Source organism: Amycolatopsis granulosa, from assembly GCF_011758745.1.
In the GTDB taxonomy this organism is placed as follows: Bacteria; Actinomycetota; Actinomycetes; order Mycobacteriales; family Pseudonocardiaceae; genus Amycolatopsis_E; species Amycolatopsis_E granulosa.
Genome location: NZ_JAANOV010000001.1, coordinates 1,025,755 through 1,044,960, shown reverse-complemented (window position 1 = coordinate 1,044,960; position 19,206 = coordinate 1,025,755). Strand labels below are relative to the sequence as shown.

The following is a 19,206-nucleotide window of genomic DNA, read 5'->3' as shown; positions in this document are numbered from 1 at the left end:
CGGACGGTCTTCGTGCGCGGCCGCGCCTGTCCCCGGTTCGCGGCCGCTCGACAGCCCCACGTGCGATCGGCGGTACCGATGACAGCCGAGCGAAGATCCGGTGGCACGTGGACGGCACGCCGTGCGGGGGATGGCGGACGAGCCGGCTGCCGACGGTCCCGTGCTCCGTGAGTAGCGGCGGACGGGCAGCTCAGCGCTGCGCGCCCGAGCGTCGTGCCGGATCTGGCGCCCCTTCCGAGTGCCCGGATCCGTGCCTGGCGCCCGGCTGGCAGCCGGCGTGCGTGCTGGCGCCGCCTGATGCTCGCTCGTTTCCCGGCCCTGTGACTCCACACCATCTGGTTTGATTGATCTTTCGCGGCAATGCATAATCATTCGTATGACGGTGAAGGTCGCGGTGGCCGGGGCGAGCGGGTACGCGGGCGGGGAAGCCCTCCGCCTGCTGCTGGCGCACCCGGAGGTCGAAATCGGTGCGGTGACGGCGGCGAGCAGCGCCGGCACCCCGCTGGGTCAGCATCAGCCCCACCTGGTCCCGCTGGCCGGGCGCACCCTGGAGGAGACCAGCGCCGAGACGCTGGGCGGCCACGACGTGGTCTTCCTCGCGCTGCCGCACGGTCGGTCGGCGGAGATCGCGGCCCAGCTCGGGCCGGACGTGCTGGTCGTCGACCTTGGCGCCGACCACCGGCTGGTCAGCGCGGCCGACTGGGCGCGCTGGTACGGCGGTGACCACGCCGGGACCTGGCCCTACGGCCTGCCGGAACTGCCCGGTGCGCGTGAGCAGCTCGCCGGCACCAAGCGCATCGCGGTGCCGGGCTGCTTCCCGACCGGGGGAACGCTGGCGCTGGCACCGGCGCTCGCTGCCGGGCTGGTGCGGCCCGAGGTGACGATCACCGCGGTGACCGGAACCTCGGGCGCGGGCAAGAGTCTCAAGCCGCACCTGCTGGGGTCCGAGGTCATGGGGTCGGCCAGCGCCTACGGTGTCGGCGGTGCGCACCGGCACACGCCGGAGCTGGCGCAGAACCTGGGCGCGGTGGCCGGGGTTCCGGTGACCGTGTCGTTCACGCCGGTCCTCGCGCCGATGCCGCGCGGGATCCTGACCACGGCGAGCGCGCCGCTGGCCGGGGAGACCGACACAGCGGCGGCCCGCGCGGTGTACGAGAAGGCCTATCAGGCCGAGCCGTTCGTGCAGGTGCTGCCCGAGGGCAGCTGGCCGGTCACGGCGGCGACGCTGGGCTCGAACAACGTGCAGCTCCAGGTCGCGGTGGACGCCGACGCCGGGCGGCTGGTCGTCGTGGCCGCGATCGACAACCTGACCAAGGGCACCGCGGGCGGTGCCATCCAGTCCATGAACATCGCACTCGGTCTCCCGGAGACCACCGGCCTTCCGACAGTAGGAGTCGCACCGTGACCGTGACCGGACCGAAGGGGTTCCGCGCCGCAGGCGTCGCCGCCGGGATCAAGGCCTCCGGCGCCCTGGACCTCGCGCTGGTCGTCAACGACGGGCCGGATCAGGCGGCCGCGGGCGTCTTCACCCGCAACGTGGTCAAGGCCGCGCCGGTGCTGTGGTCCCAGGAGGTGTTGCGGCACAAGCGGTTGCGCGCGGTCGTGCTCAACTCCGGCGGCGCGAACGCGGCCACCGGTCCCGGTGGGTTCCAGGACACGCACGCCACCGCCGAGAAGGTCGCCGAGCTGCTCGAGGTCGGCGCGATCGACGTGGCGGTGTGCTCGACCGGGCTGATCGGGGAGCGGCTGCCCATGCCGGCCGTTCTGTCCGGAGTGGACGCGGCGGTCAAGGCGCTGGACACCACGGCCGAGTCCGCGCTCGCCGCCGCCAGCGCCGTGATGACCACGGACACGAAACCGAAGCAGACGCTGCAGCCCGGCGGCGGCTGGAGCGTCGGCGGTTTCGCCAAGGGCGCGGGCATGCTCGCGCCCAACCTCGCGACGATGCTGTCCGTCCTGACCACGGACGCGGCCGTGGACCCGGACGCACTCGACGCGGCCCTGCGCGCCGCCACCCGCGTCACCTTCGACCGGCTCGACGTGGACGGTGGCACGTCCACCAACGACACGGTCCTCGTGCTCGCCTCGGGCGCCAGCGGCATCACCCCCGGCCTGGACGAGTTCACCGACGTGCTCACCGCGGCCTGCATGGACCTCGTCCAGCAGTTGCGGGCCGACTCCGAGGGCGTCACGAAGGAGGTCGACGTGGTGGTCCGCGGAGCGGCCAGCGAGCAGGATGCGATCAACGTCGGCCGCACCGTCGCCGAGGACAACCTGGTCAAGACCGCGCTGTTCGGCTCGGACCCGAACTGGGGCCGCATCGCGATGGCCGTCGGCCGCGCCCAGGCGGAGATCGACCCGGGGACGCTGTCGATCACGATCAACGGCGTCACCTTGTTCGCAGGCGGCACCACCGCGGCCGACCGGTCCGCGGCCGACCTGTCCGGCCGGGCGGTCGAGATCGTCATCGATCTCGGCATCGGCTCGAGCGAGGCCACGATCTTCACCACCGACCTGTCGCACGCCTACGTCGAAGAGAACAGCGCCTACTCCTCATGACTCCTCCCGAACTGGTCGCGGCCGACGATCGGATGTCCACCGCGGCCGAGAAGGCCGGCGTGCTGATCGAGGCTCTGCCCTGGCTGCAGCGCTTCCACGGCGCGACCGTGGTCGTCAAGTACGGCGGCAACGCGATGATCGACGACGAGCTCAAGCGCGCGTTCGCGCAGGACATGGTGTTCCTGCGGCTGGCCGGTCTGCGCCCGGTGGTCGTGCACGGCGGCGGCCCGCAGATCACCGCGATGCTGGAACGAGTCGGGCTCGTCGGCGAGTTCAAGGGCGGCCTGCGGGTCACCACCCCGGAGACGATGGACATCGTCCGCATGGTTCTCGTCGGCCAGGTCAGCCGCGAGCTGGTAGGCCTGATCAACGCACACGGACCGTATGCGGTCGGCATTTCCGGTGAGGACGCGCAGCTGTTCACCGCCGAACGCAAGCACGCCACCGTTGACGGCGAGTCCGTCGACGTGGGCCTGGTCGGCGAGGTCGCCTCGGTCAACCCGGACGCGGTGCTGGACATCGTCAACGCGGGCCGCATCCCGGTGGTGTCCACAGTGGCCCCGGACGCGGACGGCGTGGTGCACAACGTCAACGCGGACACCGCGGCCGGCGCGCTCGCCGCCGCGCTCGACGCGGAGAAGCTCGTGGTGCTCACCGACGTCGAGGGCCTGTACGCGAACTGGCCGGACCGCTCGTCGCTGATCGACCGGATCCGCGTCGACCGGCTCGAGGAGTTGCTGCCCACGCTGGCCAGCGGCATGATCCCGAAGATGGAGGCCTGCGTGCGCGCGGTGCGCGGTGGCGCGCGCACCGCCCACGTCATCGACGGCCGCATCGCCCACTCGGTTCTGCTCGAGGTCTTCACCTCCCGCGGGATCGGCACCATGGTCCTCCCGGAACAGGAGTCCTGATGGACGCGCTCACCTCCAATGTGGACGGCCGCCGGCACTGGCAGTCCGCACTGATGGACAACTACGGCACCCCCGGCCTCACCCTGGTGCGCGGCGAAGGCGCCCGCGTCTGGGACGCCGACGGCACCGAGTACGTCGACCTGGTCGGCGGCATCGCGGTCAACGCGCTCGGGCATGCGCACCCGGACGTCGTGCGAGCGGTGACCGAGCAGATCACCAAGCTGGGCCACACCTCCAACCTCTACGTCAACCCGGTCACGGTCGAGCTGGCCGAGGCGCTGCTGGACGTCGCCGGCCTGGCCGGGCAGGCGAAGGTCCTGTTCGTCAACTCCGGCGCGGAAGCCAACGAGGCGGCGCTGAAGATCAGCAGGCTCACCGGCCGCACCAAGGTCGTCGCCTGCGAGGGCGCCTTCCACGGGCGCACGATGGGCTCGCTGTCGCTGACGGGTCAGCCCGGGAAGAAGGAGCCGTTCGAGCCGTTGGTGCCGGGCGTGGTGCACGTCCCCTACGGTGACGCCGATGCTCTGCGCGCGGCTGTCGACACCGACACCGCCGCGGTGTTCCTCGAGCCGATCCTCGGCGAAGCCGGTGTCGTTCCCGCGCCCGACGGCTACCTGCAGGCCGCCCGGGAGATCACCAAGGCGACCGGGGCCCTGCTGGTGCTGGACGAGGTGCAGACCGGTATCGGCCGCACCGGTACGTGGTTCGCCTTCCAGCGGGCCGGGGTCATCCCGGACGTCGTCACCCTCGCCAAGGGTCTCGGCGGCGGCCTGCCGCTGGGCGCCGTGATCGGCGTCGGTGCGGCCGGCGACCTGTTCAAACCCGGCCAGCACGGCACGACCTTCGGCGGCAACCCCGTGTGCTGCGCCGCGGGCCTCGCGGTGCTGCGGGCCATCTCCCGGGACGGACTGATCGACCATGTCTCCCGCGTGGGCAAGGACCTGGCCGCCGGCGTGGAGGAGCTGGCGCACCCGCTGGTCAAGGGTGTGCGCGGGGCTGGTCTGCTGATCGGCATCATGCTCAACGAGCCGGTCTCACCGGCCGTGGCCCAGGCCGCGCAGGCCGCGGGCTACCTGGTCAACCCGGTCGCCCCGGACACGATCCGGCTCGCGCCGCCCCTGATCCTGAGCCAGGACCAGGCCGAAGGCTTCCTCGCCGCACTGCCCGGCGCACTCGACACCACCACCCCGAAGGACTGACTGCCCGATGCCCCGCCACTTCCTGCGTGACGACGACCTGACCCCGGACGAACAGCTGGCCGTGCTCGACCTGGCCGCCGAGCTGAAGAAGGACCCGCTGGGCAACCGGTCGCTCGCCGGCCCCAAGTCGGTGGCCGTGCTGTTCGAGAAGAACTCCACGCGCACCCGGTTGTCGTTCGAGGTCGGTATCGCCCAGCTGGGTGGTCATCCGATCATCGTGGACGGCCGGTCGATGCAGCTGGGCCGCGAGGAGACGATCGAGGACACCGCCCGGGTGCTCTCCCGATACGTGGACGCGGTGGTCTGGCGCACCTTCGCCCAGCAGCGCATCGTCGCGATGGCCTCGACCGCGACGGTCCCGGTGGTCAACGCGCTGACCGACGAGTTCCACCCGTGTCAGGTGCTGGCCGACCTGCAGACGATCCGCGAGCGCAAGGGCACTCTCGCCGGGCTGACCCTCACCTACCTCGGCGACGGCGCCAACAACATGGCCCATTCGCTGCTGCTCGGTGGTGTCACCGCGGGCCTGCACGTCCGGGTGGTGGCCCCCGAGGGGTTCCAGCCGGACGCGGACGTGGTGACCGATGCCAGGAAACGCGCGGCGGAGACCGGCGGCACTGTGGGCCTGTTCACCGACCCGAACGCCGCGGTCGAGGGCGCGGACGTCCTCGTCACCGACACCTGGACCTCCATGGGCCAGGAGAACGACGGCATGGATCGCGTCACGCCGTTCCGGAAGCTCCAGGTCAACGCATCGCTGCTGGCGGAGGCGGCCGACGACGCGATCGTGCTGCACTGCCTGCCCGCGCACCGCGGCTGGGAAATCACCGACGAGGTGCTCGACGGCCCGTCGAGCGCGGTGTGGGACGAGGCGGAGAACCGCCTGCACGCGCAGAAGGCGCTTCTCGTGTGGCTCCTGCAGCAGGAGGACGCGCGACGATGAACCGCGCCGCCCGGCAGGCCCGCATCGTCGAGCTGGTGTCGTCGATGGCCATCCGCAGCCAGACCGAGCTGGCGAAGCTGCTGGCGGCCGAGGGGGTCGAGGTCACGCAGGCCACGCTGTCGCGGGACCTCGACGAGCTCGGTGCGGTCAAACTGCGCGGGGCGGACTCGGGCGCGCCGGTGTACGTGATCCCGGAGGACGGCAGTCCCGTGCGCGGGGTGCAGGGTGGCACGTCCCGCCTGTCCCGGTTGCTGGCCGAGCTGATGGTGTCGGTCGATTCCTCCGGCAACCTGACGGTGCTGCGCACGCCGCCGGGTGCGGCGCAGTTCCTGGCCAGCGCGATCGACCGGGCCGCACTGGAGGAGGTGGTCGGCTCGATCGCCGGGGACGACACGGTGGCGGTGATCGCGCGCGAACCGCTCACCGGGCGGGATCTGGCCGACCGGTTCGCCGCCCTGGCACAGCGCTCCTCTACTTTGGACTCCGAACACCACGAGCAGAGCGAAGGCTGAGACGAACACATGGCAGACAACGGCCAACCGGGGATCGCCCTCTGGGGCGGGCGCTTCAGCAGCGGGCCGGCCGAGGCGATGGCGGCGCTGAGCGCGTCGACCCACTTCGACTGGCGGCTGGCGCCCTACGACATCGCCGGTTCCCGCGCACACGCCCGCGTGCTGCACCAGGCCGGTCTCCTGACCGGGGACGAGCTCACCGGGATGCTCGCGGCGCTGGACGAACTCGCCGCGGACGTGCAGTCCGGGGCCTTCACCCCGACCGTCGCGGACGAGGACGTGCACACCGCGCTCGAACGCGGCCTGATCGACCGGGCGGGGCCGGAGCTGGGCGGGAAGCTGCGCGCCGGCCGGTCGCGCAACGACCAGGTCGCCACCCTGTTCCGGATGTGGCTGCGCGACGCCGGCAAGCGCGTCGCGGCCGGCACCCTGGACGTGGTCGACGCGCTGGTCGCGCAGGCGCGCCGGCACCCGGATGCGATCCTGCCGGGCCGCACCCATCTCCAGCACGCCCAGCCGGTCCTGCTGGCGCATCACCTGCTGGCGCATGCGCAGTCGCTGCTGCGCGACGTGAGCCGCCTGCGGGACTGGGACGTCCGCACCGCCGAGTCGCCCTACGGGTCCGGTGCGCTCGCCGGGTCCTCCCTGGGGCTCGATCCCGAGGCGGTGGCCGCCGAGCTGGGCTTCGGCGCCAGCGTGGAGAACTCGATCGACGGCACCGCCTCCCGCGACTTCGCGGCGGAGTTCGCGTTCGTGCTGGCCATGCTGGGTGTGCACCTCTCCCGCATCGCGGAGGAGGTCATCATCTGGAACACCGCCGAGTTCGGCTACGTGACGCTGGACGACGCGTGGGCGACCGGTAGTTCGATCATGCCGCAGAAGAAGAACCCGGACGTCGCCGAGCTGACGCGGGGCAAGTCCGGACGGCTGATCGGCAACCTGACGGGCCTGCTGGCCACGCTCAAGGGCATGCCGCTGGCTTACAACCGGGACCTGCAGGAGGACAAGGAACCGGTCTTCGACTCCGTCGAGCAGCTGGAGCTGCTGTTCCCGGCCATCGCGGGCATGATCGGCACCCTGACCTTCCACACCGGCCGGCTCGCGGAGCTGGCGCCGGCCGGTTTCACCCTCGCCACCGACATCGCCGAGTGGCTGGTCCGGCAGGGCGTGCCGTTCCGCCTCGCGCACGAAGCGGCGGGGGAGTGCGTGCGGGTCGCCGAGGCGCGGGGCGTCGGGCTCGACGAGCTCACCGACGAGGAACTGGCGAAGATCAGCCCGGCGCTCACCCCGCGGGTGCGTGACGTGCTGACCGTCGAAGGTTCGGTCGCTTCCCGCGACGCGCGCGGGGGCACCGCTCCGGCGCGGGTGGCCGAGCAGCTCGACCGGCTCGTCGCGCGGGTCGCCGACCACCGGAAGTGGATCGCGTGATCCTCGACCACCTGGTCTATGCGACACCGGACCTCGCCGGCACGGTGGCGGACCTGCGTGAGCGCGGGGTCGGCCTGGTGCCCGGCGGGCCGCACCCCGGCCGTGGCACCCGTAACCACCTGGCGGGCCTCGGCGACGGCGCGTACCTCGAGGTCATCGGCCCGGACCCGGAGCAGGAGGCGCCGGACGGACCGCGCTGGTTCGGTATCGACGACCTGACCGGTCCGCGCCTGGTCACCTGGGCGGTCCGCGTGCCGGACCTGCCCGCGGCGCTGGAGCGGCCGCGCGCGGCCGCTCAGGTGTTCGGTGACGCGCTGCCGATGTCCCGCCGAAGGCCGGACGGCGTGCTGCTGCGCTGGTCGCTGGCCTTTCCGGCGGACGGTGGGGGCGTGGTGCCGTTCCTCATCGACTGGCAGGATTCCCCGCATCCGGCCGGCGGCCTGCCCGCCGGCACCACGCTGGAGGCGCTGTCCGGGATCCACCCGGATCCGGGTCTGGTGGCCGGCCCGCTCGCCGCGCTGAACGCAGGGCTGACCGTCGTCCCCGGTCCGGCGCCGGGTCTGGAGGCCGTGCTGCGCACGCCGTCCGGGGTGGTCGTGCTCCGGTGACCGGCCGCCTGTTCAAGCGTGAGGAACTCGCGATCGACCCGGTCGACCTGGCCCGCGTGCTGCTCGGGTCGGTCCTGGAAACCACCGGTCCCGAGGGCACCGTCCGCGCGCGGCTGGTCGAGGTCGAGGCCTACCGCGGCGAGGACGACCCGGCGTCGCACTGCTACCGCGGTCGCACCGCGCGCAATACGGTGATGTGGGGGCCGGCAGGTCACCTCTACGTGTATTTCGTCTACGGCATGCACTTCTGCGCCAACGTGGTGGGGCGGGAGGACGGCGAAGCGGGCGCGGTCCTGCTGCGCGCGGCCGAGGTCGTCGAGGGCACGGACCTGGCGCGCTCGCGGCGCAAGGCCGCGCGCAAGGACGTCGAACTGGGTCGCGGCCCGGCGCGGCTGACCTCGGCTCTGGGCATCGGCCCGCAGCACAACGGTGCCGATCTCCTGGATCCGGGCTCGCCGGTGCGCCTGCTGACGGGGGAGGAAATCCCTTCCGGCCGTGTCTCCTCCGGTCCCCGGGTGGGGGTGGCGGCGGCGATGGACATCCCGTGGCGGTTCTGGATCGCCGACTCGCCCGCGGTGTCGGCCTACCGCCGGGGCGGGCGGGTCCGACCCGCCACATAACTCGTTGACCTCGTAGGAGAGTATCGAGACGTGAGCGAACACATCCTCGACGAACTGTCCTGGCGCGGGCTGATCGCGCAGTCCACCGACCTCGATGCGCTGCGGAAGGATCTGGACGCCGGTCCGCTCACCCTTTACGGCGGTTTCGACCCGACTGCGGACAGCCTGCATGCCGGTAACCTCGTCCAGCTGTTGACGCTGGCCCGGTTCCAGCGCGCCGGGCACCGGCCCATCGTGCTCGGCGGCGGGGCCACCGGTCAGATCGGGGACCCGCGGGATGTCGGGGAGCGGTCGCTGGTCGACCCCGAGGTCACCGCGGCCCGGCTGGAGAAGATCCGGGTGCAGCTCGCGAAGTTCGTGGCCTTCGACGACTCGCCGACCGGGGCGATCGTCGAGAACAACCTGAACTGGTTCCGGGATGTCTCCGCGCTGGAGTTCCTGCGCGACGTCGGCAAGCACTTCTCGGTCAACGTGATGCTGGCGCGCGAAACGGTGAAGCGGCGCCTGGCCACCGACGGCATCTCCTACACCGAGTTCAGCTACCTGCTCCTGCAGTCCTACGACTACCTGCGGCTGCACCGGCAGTACGGGACGAAGCTGCAGATCGGCGGCTCCGACCAGTGGGGCAACATCCTCGGCGGGGTGGACTACATCCGCAAGGTGGAGGGGACGAGCGTGCACGCGCTGACGACCCCGCTGGTGACCGACTCCGAGGGCCGCAAGTTCGGCAAGTCCACCGGGGGCGGCAACCTCTGGCTCGACCCGGGAATGACTTCGCCCTACGCGTGGTTCCAGTACTTCGTCAACGTCGCGGACGCCGAGGTCGTGCCCTACCTGCGCATGCTCACGTTCGTCCCGCGGGACGAGATCGACGAGATCGCGCAGCTCACCGAGGAGAAGCCGCACCTGCGGGCCGGTCAGCGCCGGCTGGCCGAGGAGCTGACGACCCTGGTGCACGGTGCCGAGCAGACGCGCCAGGTGATCAACGCCAGTCAGGCCCTGTTCGGCCGGGGCGAACTGACCGAGCTGGACGCGCGCACCCTCGATTCGGTGATGAGCGAGGTGCCCACCGGCGAGGTGCGCCTGGCGGACGAACCCACGATCGTGGACCTGCTCGTCGTCACCGGCCTCGCCGACAGCAAGGGTGCGGCGCGGCGGACGGTGAAAGAGGGCGGTGCGTACGTGAACAACGCGAAGATCGCCGACGAGGAGTGGCGGCCGGAGCGGACGGACGCCCTGCACGGGACGTGGCTCGTGGTGCGCCGGGGCAAGCGGCACGCCGCAGGGGTCAAATTGCGGTCCTGACCAGGGTAAATGCGGTTAAGGGACCCCCCTGTTCGAGGGGGGTTTCCGACCATGTAATCTTCTCTTCGTCGCCAGGGAGACCGGGCCGGAGCCGAGAGGCCGAGGAGCACGGGGTACCAGGCGGGGGGTCACGAACCAAGCTCCCACCTCGGGTGGTAGAGTGGGTGACCGCCGCCGGACGAAACCACAGTGAGTTCGAAGTCGTAGGGCTTTGTGCTTCGGGTGTCGTCGGGTGACACAACAAGACGTGTTGTTTGAGAACTCAACAGTGTATTGATGAGCTAATGCCAGTTTGATTAGCTAGAACCCTTTGTGGGTTCCTTTGAGGCTATGAATTATAGCCGGATCGATTTTCTAGCATTGTTGGAGAGTTTGATCCTGGCTCAGGACGAACGCTGGCGGCGTGCTTAACACATGCAAGTCGAACGCTGAAGCCCAGCTTGCTGGGTGGATGAGTGGCGAACGGGTGAGTAACACGTGGGTAACCTGCCCTGTACTTTGGGATAAGCCCTGGAAACGGGGTCTAATACCGGATATGACCTGGCACCGCATGGTGGTGGGTGGAAAGTTTCGGCGGTACGGGATGGGCCCGCGGCCTATCAGCTTGTTGGTGGGGTGATGGCCTACCAAGGCGACGACGGGTAGCCGGCCTGAGAGGGTGTCCGGCCACACTGGGACTGAGACACGGCCCAGACTCCTACGGGAGGCAGCAGTGGGGAATATTGCACAATGGGCGGAAGCCTGATGCAGCGACGCCGCGTGAGGGATGACGGCCTTCGGGTTGTAAACCTCTTTCGCCAGGGACGAAGCGTAAGTGACGGTACCTGGAGAAGAAGCACCGGCTAACTACGTGCCAGCAGCCGCGGTAATACGTAGGGTGCAAGCGTTGTCCGGAATTATTGGGCGTAAAGAGCTCGTAGGCGGCTTGTTGCGTCTGCTGTGAAAATCCGGGGCTTAACTCCGGACCTGCAGTGGATACGGGCAGGCTTGAGTTCGGTAGGGGAGACTGGAATTCCTGGTGTAGCGGTGAAATGCGCAGATATCAGGAGGAACACCGGTGGCGAAGGCGGGTCTCTGGGCCGATACTGACGCTGAGGAGCGAAAGCGTGGGGAGCGAACAGGATTAGATACCCTGGTAGTCCACGCTGTAAACGTTGGGCGCTAGGTGTGGGCGACTTCCACGTTGTCCGTGCCGTAGCTAACGCATTAAGCGCCCCGCCTGGGGAGTACGGCCGCAAGGCTAAAACTCAAAGGAATTGACGGGGGCCCGCACAAGCGGCGGAGCATGTGGATTAATTCGATGCAACGCGAAGAACCTTACCTGGGCTTGACATGCACTGGAAACCGGCAGAGATGTCGGCCCCCTTGTGGCCGGTGTGCAGGTGGTGCATGGCTGTCGTCAGCTCGTGTCGTGAGATGTTGGGTTAAGTCCCGCAACGAGCGCAACCCTTGTCCTGTGTTGCCAGCGCGTAATGGCGGGGACTCGCGGGAGACTGCCGGGGTCAACTCGGAGGAAGGTGGGGATGACGTCAAGTCATCATGCCCCTTATGTCCAGGGCTTCACACATGCTACAATGGCTGGTACAGAGGGCTGCGATACCGTGAGGTGGAGCGAATCCCTTAAAGCCGGTCTCAGTTCGGATCGCAGTCTGCAACTCGACTGCGTGAAGTCGGAGTCGCTAGTAATCGCAGATCAGCAACGCTGCGGTGAATACGTTCCCGGGCCTTGTACACACCGCCCGTCACGTCATGAAAGTCGGTAACACCCGAAGCCCATGGCCCAACCCCGCTTGCGGGGAGGGAGTGGTCGAAGGTGGGACTGGCGATTGGGACGAAGTCGTAACAAGGTAGCCGTACCGGAAGGTGCGGCTGGATCACCTCCTTTCTAAGGAGCACAACACATCCACGCCTGCTTCGGTGGGTCGTGGGGTGGCTGAGTTAGGGGCCCGAGTGTGGTCCTGCTCAGACGCTCGAGGAATTGTGGACGGCTGGCTGATGCTCATCGTGATGGTGTGGTGATGGTTTAGTACTGCTTCTTTCGGGGAGTGTGGAACGGCATGGCTGGCCGGATCGGTGGGTGCTCATGGGTACGCTGTTGGGTCCTGAGGCAACACGTGTGTTGTTTCTGGGTGTGGTGTTTGAGAATTGCAGAGTGGATGCGAGCATCTTTGTGGTCAAGTTGTTAAGGGCACATGGTGGATGTCTTGGCATCAGGAGCCGATGAAGGACGTGGGAGGCTGCGATAAGCCTCGGGGAGCTGTCAACCGAGCTGTGATCCGAGGGTGTCCGAATGGGGAAACCCAGCACCTGTTATGAGGTGTTACCCGCATCTGAATATATAGGGTGCGTGGAGGGAACGCGGGGAAGTGAAACATCTCAGTACCCGTAGGAAGAGAAAACACTTAGTGATTCCGTGAGTAGTGGCGAGCGAAAGCGGAGGAGGCTAAACCGTGCGCATGTGATACCTGTCAGGGGTTGTGTGTGCGGGGTTGTGGGACCTGACTTCCAGGAGCTGACACTTCTGGCATCGTGCTGCATGGCTAGTGGAACCGCCTGGGATGGTGGACCGGAGTGGGTGAGAGTCCCGTACGCGAAAGCTGTGTTGGTGTGGTGTGTTGGTGTTCCCGAGTAGCAGCGAGCTCGTGGAATTTGCTGTGAATCTGCCGGGACCACTCGGTAAGCCTAAATACTTCCTGGTGACCGATAGCGGACTAGTACCGTGAGGGAAAGATGAAAAGTACCCCGGGAGGGGAGTGAAAGAGTACCTGAAACCGTGTGCCTACAAGCCGTCAGAGCGATCGTGAGATTGTGATGGCGTGCCTTTTGAAGAATGAGCCTGCGAGTTAGTGCTGCGTGGCGAGGTTAACCCGTGTGGGGTAGCCGTAGCGAAAGCGAGTCTGAATAGGGCGTGTGAGTCGCGTGGTCTAGACCCGAAGCGGAGTGATCTACCCATGGCCAGGCTGAAGCGAGGGTAAGACCTCGTGGAGGGCCGAACCCACCAGGGTTGAAAACCTGGGGGATGAGTTGTGGGTAGGGGTGAAAGGCCAATCAAACTCCGTGATAGCTGGTTCTCCCCGAAATGCATTTAGGTGCAGCGTCGCATGTTTCGTGGTGGGGGTAGAGCTACTGGATGGCCTAGGGGCCTTACCGGGTTACCGAAGTCAACCAAACTCCGAATACCATCACGTGAGAGTGCGGCAGTGAGACGGCGGGGGATAAGCTTCGTCGTCGAGAGGGAAACAGCCCAGAACACCGGCTAAGGCCCCTAAGTGTGTGCTTAGTGGGAAAGGATGTGGGGTCGCCGAGACAACCAGGAGGTTGGCTTAGAAGCAGCCATCCTTGAAAGAGTGCGTAATAGCTCACTGGTCAAGTGGTCCTGCGCCGATAATGTAGCGGGGCTGAAGTACACCGCCGAAGCCGTGTCAATGACACATGTACATCCACTTCGCTCCTTGTGAGTGTTGTGTAGTGGTGTTGTTGGGTAGGGGAGCGTCCTGCATCCGGGGAAGCCACCGTGGAAGCGAGTGGTGGAGGGTGTGGGAGTGAGAATGCAGGCATGAGTAGCGAATGCAGAGTGAGAAACTCTGCCGCCGGATGACCAAGGGTTCCTGGGTCAAGTTAATCTGCCCAGGGTAAGTCGGGACCTAAGGCGAGGCCGACAGGCGTAGTCGATGGACAACGGGTTGATATTCCCGTACCCGCGTATGTTCGCCCATGACGAGGCTGGTGATACTAACCACCCGGGCTGGCTGAGACTTTCGGGTTGAGGTTGGTCTGCGTGGGGCCTGAGCTGGTAGTAGTCAAGCGATGGGGTGACGCAGGAAGGTAGCTCCGCCAGTGAGTGGTTGTACTGGTGTAAGCGTGTAGGACGAGTGGTAGGTAAATCCGCTGCTTATGTGTCTGAGACGTGATGCGTAGCCGTTGAGGTGAAGTAGGGTGATCCTATGCTGCCGAGAAAAGCCTCTAGCGAGAACATGTGCGGCCCGTACCCCAAACCGACACAGGTGGTCAGGTAGAGAATACTAAGGCGGTCGGGTGAACTGTGGTTAAGGAACTCGGCAAAATGCCCCCGTAACTTCGGGAGAAGGGGGGCCAAAGCACTTGAAGCCCCTTTGCGGGCTAGGGTGAGTTGGCCGCAGAGACCAGCGGAAAGCGACTGTTTACTAAAAACACAGGTCCATGCGAAGTCGTAAGACGATGTATATGGACTGACGCCTGCCCGGTGCTGGAACGTTAAGAGGACCGGTTAGTCTCCTTGTGGGGCGAAGCTGAGAATTTAAGCGCCAGTAAACGGCGGTGGTAACTATAACCATCCTAAGGTAGCGAAATTCCTTGTCGGGTAAGTTCCGACCTGCACGAATGGCGTAACGACTTTCCGGCTGTCTCAACCACAGGCCCGGTGAAATTGCACTACGAGTAAAGATGCTCGTTACGCGCGGCAGGACGGAAAGACCCCGGGACCTTTACTATAGCTTGGTATTGGTTTTCGGTTCGGCTTGTGTAGGATAGGTGGGAGACTGTGAAGCTTGGACGCTAGTTCGGGTGGAGTCATTGTTGAAATACCACTCTGGTCGGATTGGGAATCTAACCTAGGGCCCTGATCGGGTTCAGGGACAGTGCCTGGTGGGTAGTTTAACTGGGGCGGTTGCCTCCTAAAAGGTAACGGAGGCGCCCAAAGGTTCCCTCAGCCTGGTTGGCAATCAGGTGTTGAGTGTAAGTGCACAAGGGAGCTTGACTGTGAGACTGACGGGTCGAGCAGGTGCGAAAGCAGGGACTAGTGATCCGGCATCTCCTGGTGGAAGGGATGTCGCTCAACGGATAAAAGGTACCCCGGGGATAACAGGCTGATCTTGCCCAAGAGTCCATATCGACGGCATGGTTTGGCACCTCGATGTCGGCTCGTCGCATCCTGGGGCCGGAGTAGGTCCCAAGGGTTGGGCTGTTCGCCCATTAAAGCGGCACGCGAGCTGGGTTTAGAACGTCGTGAGACAGTTCGGTCCCTATCCGCCGCGCGCGTAGGAGACTTGAGGAAGGCTGTCCCTAGTACGAGAGGACCGGGACGGACGAACCTCTGGTATGCCAGTTGTCACGCCAGTGGCATGGCTGGTTAGCTACGTTCGGAAGGGATAACCGCTGAAGGCATCTAAGCGGGAAGCCTGTTCCTAGATGAGGTCTCCCACCCCTTTGTGGGTTAAGGCCCCCAAGAGACGATTGGGTTGATAGGCCAGACATGGACGCACAGTAATGTGTTTTTGAGTGGACTGGTACTAATAGGCCGAGGACTTGCCCACAAAGCTGCTACGCATCCGCTCTGCAACTCTGAGACACCACACCCAGGCAATTGGGTGTTGTTTCGGAGAGTTTCGGTGGTCATGGCGGCAGGGAAACGCCCGGTCCCATTCCGAACCCGGAAGCTAAGCCTGCCAGCGCCGATGGTACTGCACCCCCGCGGGTGTGGGAGAGTAGGACACCGCCGAACACCCTTTCCCAAGGGCCCGTTAGGATAGCCGTTTGGCTCGCCTGACGGGCCTTTGGTGCGTTTACTGATCTTCACAACCGAGAAAGAGGAGGCCCAGGTGGCGGACTTCGGGCGGCGCGACTTCGACGACGCCGCGTCCGATCGCCCCCGGCGCCGCGATTCGGCTCCCGGCGCAGGGCGATCGGGAGCGCAGCGAGGCACCCCGCGCGGCAAGGCGGGACAGGGTGGCCGGTCGGGCGGATATGGCCGGCAGGACGACAACCGATCCGGTGGCCGTGACTTCGGCGACCGGCGAGGTGACAACAGGAACGACCGCGGAGGCCGCGACTTCGGCGACCGCCGCGGCGGCGGGACCGGCCGTGGGAACTGGAACCGCGACGATGACCGCCGGGGCGGTAACCGCGACGGCGACCGGCCCAACTGGAAACGTGACGACGATCGCCGCGGTGGGAGCCGCGGTGGCGACCGTCCGGGCTGGAACCGCGACGACAACCGCGGCGGCGGCAACCGTGCTGGTGGCGACCGGCCGAACTGGAAGCGTGATGACGACCGCCGGGGCGGGAGCCGCGGTGGCGACCGTCCGGGCTGGAACCGCGACGACAACCGCGGCGGCGGCAACCGTGCTGGTGGCGACCGGCCGAACTGGAAGCGTGATGACGACCGCCGGGGCGGGAGCCGCGGTGGCGACCGTCCGGGCTGGAACCGCGACGACAACCGCGGCGGCGGCAACCGTGCTGGTGGCGACCGGCCCAGCTGGAAGCGCGACGACGACCGCCGCGGCGGGGACCGTCCAGGCTGGAAGCGCGACGACAACCGCGGCGAGCGCTCCGCGGACAACCGCCGCGGTGACCGGCCCTACGGCGACCGGCCCTATGGTGACCGGCGCAGCAGCTCCTACGACAATCGCGGTGGCGCCCGGGGTGACCGGCCCTACGGCGACCGGCGCACCGGCTCCTACGACAACCGCGGTGGTGAGCGCGCCTCCGGTGAGCGGCGCGGCGGCTCGTTCGACAAGCGTGGCTCCTCCGACGCACGGCGTGGCGAGCGCAGCTCCGACGACCGGCGCACCGGCTCCGCCGACAACCGCCGGGGCGAGCGCGGTGACCGGCGCGCGGGCTCCTTCGACGATCGCCGTGGTGAGCGCTCTTTCGACAAGCGCAGTGGCGGCTCCTTCGGCAGCGGTCGCGACCGCTCCGCCGACAAGCGCGGGGGGTCCTTCGACAACCGCGGTCGTGGCGGCGGAGACCGGTCCGCCGACCGGCGCGGTGACCGGCCCTACGACCGTGGCGGCCGTCCTGGTTCCGGCGAGCGCGACCGCTCCTCCGGCAACCGTGGTGGGCGGCCGGCCGACGACCGCCGTGGCGGCTACGGCAAGCGGGACGACGACCGGCGCGGCGGGCGGTCCTTCGACGATCGTCGCGGGGCCCGGAACGACACGCGGTCGGGTGGCCGGAACTTCGGTGACCGCGAACGTGGCACCGTCGACCGTCCCGGTGGCAAGTTCGCGGACCGGCCGGCGCGGTCCGGCCGCGACGACGAGCGCTTCGACCGTGCGGTACCCGCCCCCGAGGACCGGACGGAGCAGCCCGTCGCGGACGAGGCGGCCGGCGAGAGCACCGCGGAACGCCAGCAGGGCGCCTCGCCCCGGGACGGGGTGACCACACCGGACATCAGCGACGCGACCGGGACCGAGCCGGACGCCACCGCGGCCGGCGCCCCGGGCGAGCCGGACGACGAATCCGGCCCGCTCGGTGTGGCCGCTGCCGGGGGCACCACGGAGCCCGGTGGCGAGCCGGACGACGACGATTTCGCCCTGGTCGACCGTGCCGCGCAACCCGTGACGCGCGAGGAGCAGGTCGAAATCGCCGACGCGGAGTTCCGCCGCGCGCCCCGGGAGGAGCGCCGGACCGACGACCGGCGCGGCAAGCGCGGTCGAGACCTCGACGACGCCGCCCTCGCGCGGGAGCTCCTCGAGGCGCCCGAACTGCCCGAGGACATCGAGTTCAGCGACCTCGACGCGGAGGTGCGCCGCGAGTTGCGGACCCTGCCGAAGTCCCTCGCCGAGACCGTGGGCAAACACCTCGTCGCCGCGGGGAACCTGATCGACACCGACCCCGAGGCCGCCCTGGCGCACGCGAAGTTCGCCAAGACGCGCGCCTCCCGGGTGCCGATCGTCCGCGAGGCGCTCGGGCTGGTCGCCTACCACGCCGGCCGCTGGCAGGAAGCCCTCGCCGAGCTGCGGGCCGTCCGTCGGATGACCCGCACCGACCAGCACGTGGCCGTCATCGCCGACGCCGAGCGCGCCCTCGGCCGCCCCGAGCGGGCACTCGACCTCGCCAAGGAGATGCAGGGCCACCAGCTCCCGCGGGACGTGGAGATCGAGCTGAAGATCGTCGCCGCCGGTGCGCGGCGCGACCTCGGCCAGGTCGACGCGGCCGTCGTCTCCCTCCAGGGTGACGACCTCGACCCGCGCAAACGCGACCCGTGGAGCGCGCGGCTGTTCTACGCCTACGCGGACAACCTGCTGGCCGCCGACCGGCGGGACGAGGCGATCCGCTGGTTCCTGCATGCCGCCGACGCCGACGAGGACGAGGAGACCGACGCCGCCGAGCGGGCCGCGGAGCTCGCCGATGGCTGACGCCCTGCAGGCCGGCTACGACGCGTTCCTGTTCGACCTCGACGGAACCGTCTACCACGGCCCCCGGGCCATTCCGGGGGCCGCGGCGGCGATCCGGCAGCTGCGCGACGCCGGTGCCCCGGTCCGCTTCGTCACCAACAACGCGTCCAAAGCGCCCGGTGCCGTCGCGGACCAGTTGCGTGGGCTCGACATCGACGCGACCCCCGGCGAGGTCAGCACCAGCGCCCAGGCCGCCGCGAAGCTGCTCGGCGAGCGGCTGCCCGGGGGCGCGGTGGTCCTCGTCGTCGGCACCGCGGCGCTCGAAGCCGAGGTCGCCGACGCCGGGCTGGCTCCGGTGCGCCACGCCGGCGACGGCGTCGCCGCCGTTGTGCAGGGCCACAACCCCGGCACCGGCTGGGCCGACCTGGCCGAGGCGTGCGTCGCCATCCGGGCGGGCGCGGTGTGGGTCGCCTGCAACGTCGACACCACCCTCCCCACCGAGCGCGGCCTGCTGCCCGGCAACGGCTCGATGGTCGCCGCCCTGCGCACGGCCACCGGCGCCACTCCCGAGGTGGCGGGCAAACCCGAGGCCCCGCTGTTCCACACGGCGGCCGGCTCGGCGGGCGCCACCCGCCCGCTGACGGTCGGGGACCGGCTGGACACCGACATCGCCGGTGCCGTCAACGCCGGTATGGACTCGCTGTGCGTGCTCACCGGGGTCGCCACCCCCGCCACCCTGCTCACCGCGGTCCCCGCGGAGCGGCCCACCTACCTGGGTGCCGACCTCGGCGCGCTCACCGAGCCCGCCGGCGAGCTGCGCATCGCGCCGCAGCCCGGCTGGCACGCCCAGCGGGACGGGGACGTCCTCGTGGCCACCGGCGAGGGTGCCCCGCTGGCCCTGCTGCGCACCCTGTGCGCCCTCGCCTGGGACACCGGCGTCACCGCGGTGCGGGCCGGGGACGAGCCCGCCCGGCGCGCCCTCGCCGAGCTGGGGCTGCCCTCCGGCGGCGAGCTGATCCGTTAGC

12 protein-coding genes and 3 rRNA genes are annotated in these 19,206 nt (G+C 68.4%); all 15 read left to right on the top strand.

Annotated elements, in window-relative coordinates:
* Positions 1-376 precede the first annotated feature (376 nt).
* Positions 377-1,405: an N-acetyl-gamma-glutamyl-phosphate reductase gene (gene argC / locus FHX45_RS05085; RefSeq protein ID WP_167097090.1), complete on the top strand. Its 1,029-nt coding sequence runs from the start codon at positions 377-379 to the stop codon at positions 1,403-1,405.
* Entirely contained in the window at positions 1,402-2,559 is a 1,158-nt protein-coding gene (gene argJ / locus FHX45_RS05080; protein WP_167097088.1) for a bifunctional glutamate N-acetyltransferase/amino-acid acetyltransferase ArgJ, read from the top strand. Before argC ends, argJ begins: the two co-directional genes overlap by 4 nt.
* A complete protein-coding gene (argB, locus tag FHX45_RS05075; protein WP_167097086.1) occupies positions 2,556-3,470 on the top strand; it encodes an acetylglutamate kinase in 915 nt (304 codons plus the stop codon). The genes argJ and argB overlap by 4 nt, the downstream gene beginning before the upstream one ends.
* Positions 3,470-4,669: an acetylornithine transaminase gene (locus tag FHX45_RS05070; RefSeq protein ID WP_167097084.1), complete on the top strand. Its 1,200-nt coding sequence runs from the start codon at positions 3,470-3,472 to the stop codon at positions 4,667-4,669. The genes argB and FHX45_RS05070 overlap by 1 nt, the downstream gene beginning before the upstream one ends.
* Before the next feature lie 7 nt (positions 4,670-4,676).
* Positions 4,677-5,612 carry an ornithine carbamoyltransferase gene (gene argF / locus FHX45_RS05065; RefSeq protein ID WP_167097082.1) on the top strand — a complete coding sequence of 312 codons (936 nt, stop codon included), beginning with the start codon at positions 4,677-4,679 and terminating at the stop codon, positions 5,610-5,612.
* Positions 5,609-6,124, top strand: coding sequence for an arginine repressor (locus FHX45_RS05060; RefSeq protein WP_167097080.1), 516 nt, complete (start codon positions 5,609-5,611; stop codon positions 6,122-6,124). The genes argF and FHX45_RS05060 overlap by 4 nt, the downstream gene beginning before the upstream one ends.
* A 9-nt stretch (positions 6,125-6,133) precedes the next feature.
* Positions 6,134-7,552, top strand: coding sequence for an argininosuccinate lyase (argH, locus tag FHX45_RS05055; RefSeq protein WP_167097078.1), 1,419 nt, complete (start codon positions 6,134-6,136; stop codon positions 7,550-7,552).
* Positions 7,549-8,160 carry a VOC family protein gene (locus FHX45_RS05050; protein ID WP_341771355.1) on the top strand — a complete coding sequence of 204 codons (612 nt, stop codon included), beginning with the start codon at positions 7,549-7,551 and terminating at the stop codon, positions 8,158-8,160. Before argH ends, FHX45_RS05050 begins: the two co-directional genes overlap by 4 nt.
* Positions 8,157-8,780, top strand: coding sequence for a DNA-3-methyladenine glycosylase (locus FHX45_RS05045; RefSeq protein WP_167097074.1), 624 nt, complete (start codon positions 8,157-8,159; stop codon positions 8,778-8,780). The genes FHX45_RS05050 and FHX45_RS05045 overlap by 4 nt, the downstream gene beginning before the upstream one ends.
* Before the next feature lie 30 nt (positions 8,781-8,810).
* Positions 8,811-10,085, top strand: coding sequence for a tyrosine--tRNA ligase (gene tyrS / locus FHX45_RS05040; protein ID WP_167097072.1), 1,275 nt, complete (start codon positions 8,811-8,813; stop codon positions 10,083-10,085).
* Between the two features lie 360 nt (positions 10,086-10,445).
* Positions 10,446-11,970, top strand: a 16S ribosomal RNA gene (locus FHX45_RS05035).
* Positions 11,971-12,257: 287 nt separating this feature from the next.
* Positions 12,258-15,376, top strand: a 23S ribosomal RNA gene (locus FHX45_RS05030).
* 71 nt (positions 15,377-15,447) lie between these two features.
* Positions 15,448-15,564, top strand: a 5S ribosomal RNA gene (gene rrf, locus FHX45_RS05025).
* Together the 16S, 23S and 5S rRNA genes form the textbook arrangement of a ribosomal RNA operon.
* A 97-nt stretch (positions 15,565-15,661) precedes the next feature.
* Positions 15,662-18,202, top strand: a complete 2,541-nt coding sequence (locus FHX45_RS27945) for a hypothetical protein (protein ID WP_243868927.1) — start codon at positions 15,662-15,664, stop codon at positions 18,200-18,202.
* A complete protein-coding gene (locus tag FHX45_RS05015) occupies positions 18,195-19,205 on the top strand; it encodes an HAD-IIA family hydrolase (RefSeq protein WP_167097070.1) in 1,011 nt (336 codons plus the stop codon). The genes FHX45_RS27945 and FHX45_RS05015 overlap by 8 nt, the downstream gene beginning before the upstream one ends.
* Position 19,206 lies beyond the last annotated feature (1 nt).

Coding starts and splice junctions, on each gene's coding strand:
- argC (WP_167097090.1), top strand. CDS start 377: ATGACGGTGAAGGTCGCGGTGGCCGGGGCGAGCGGGTACGCGGGCGGG.
- argB (WP_167097086.1), top strand. CDS start 2,556: ATGACTCCTCCCGAACTGGTCGCGGCCGACGATCGGATGTCCACCGCG.
- FHX45_RS05070 (WP_167097084.1), top strand. CDS start 3,470: ATGGACGCGCTCACCTCCAATGTGGACGGCCGCCGGCACTGGCAGTCC.
- argF (WP_167097082.1), top strand. CDS start 4,677: ATGCCCCGCCACTTCCTGCGTGACGACGACCTGACCCCGGACGAACAG.
- FHX45_RS05060 (WP_167097080.1), top strand. CDS start 5,609: ATGAACCGCGCCGCCCGGCAGGCCCGCATCGTCGAGCTGGTGTCGTCG.
- argH (WP_167097078.1), top strand. CDS start 6,134: ATGGCAGACAACGGCCAACCGGGGATCGCCCTCTGGGGCGGGCGCTTC.
- FHX45_RS05015 (WP_167097070.1), top strand. CDS start 18,195: ATGGCTGACGCCCTGCAGGCCGGCTACGACGCGTTCCTGTTCGACCTC.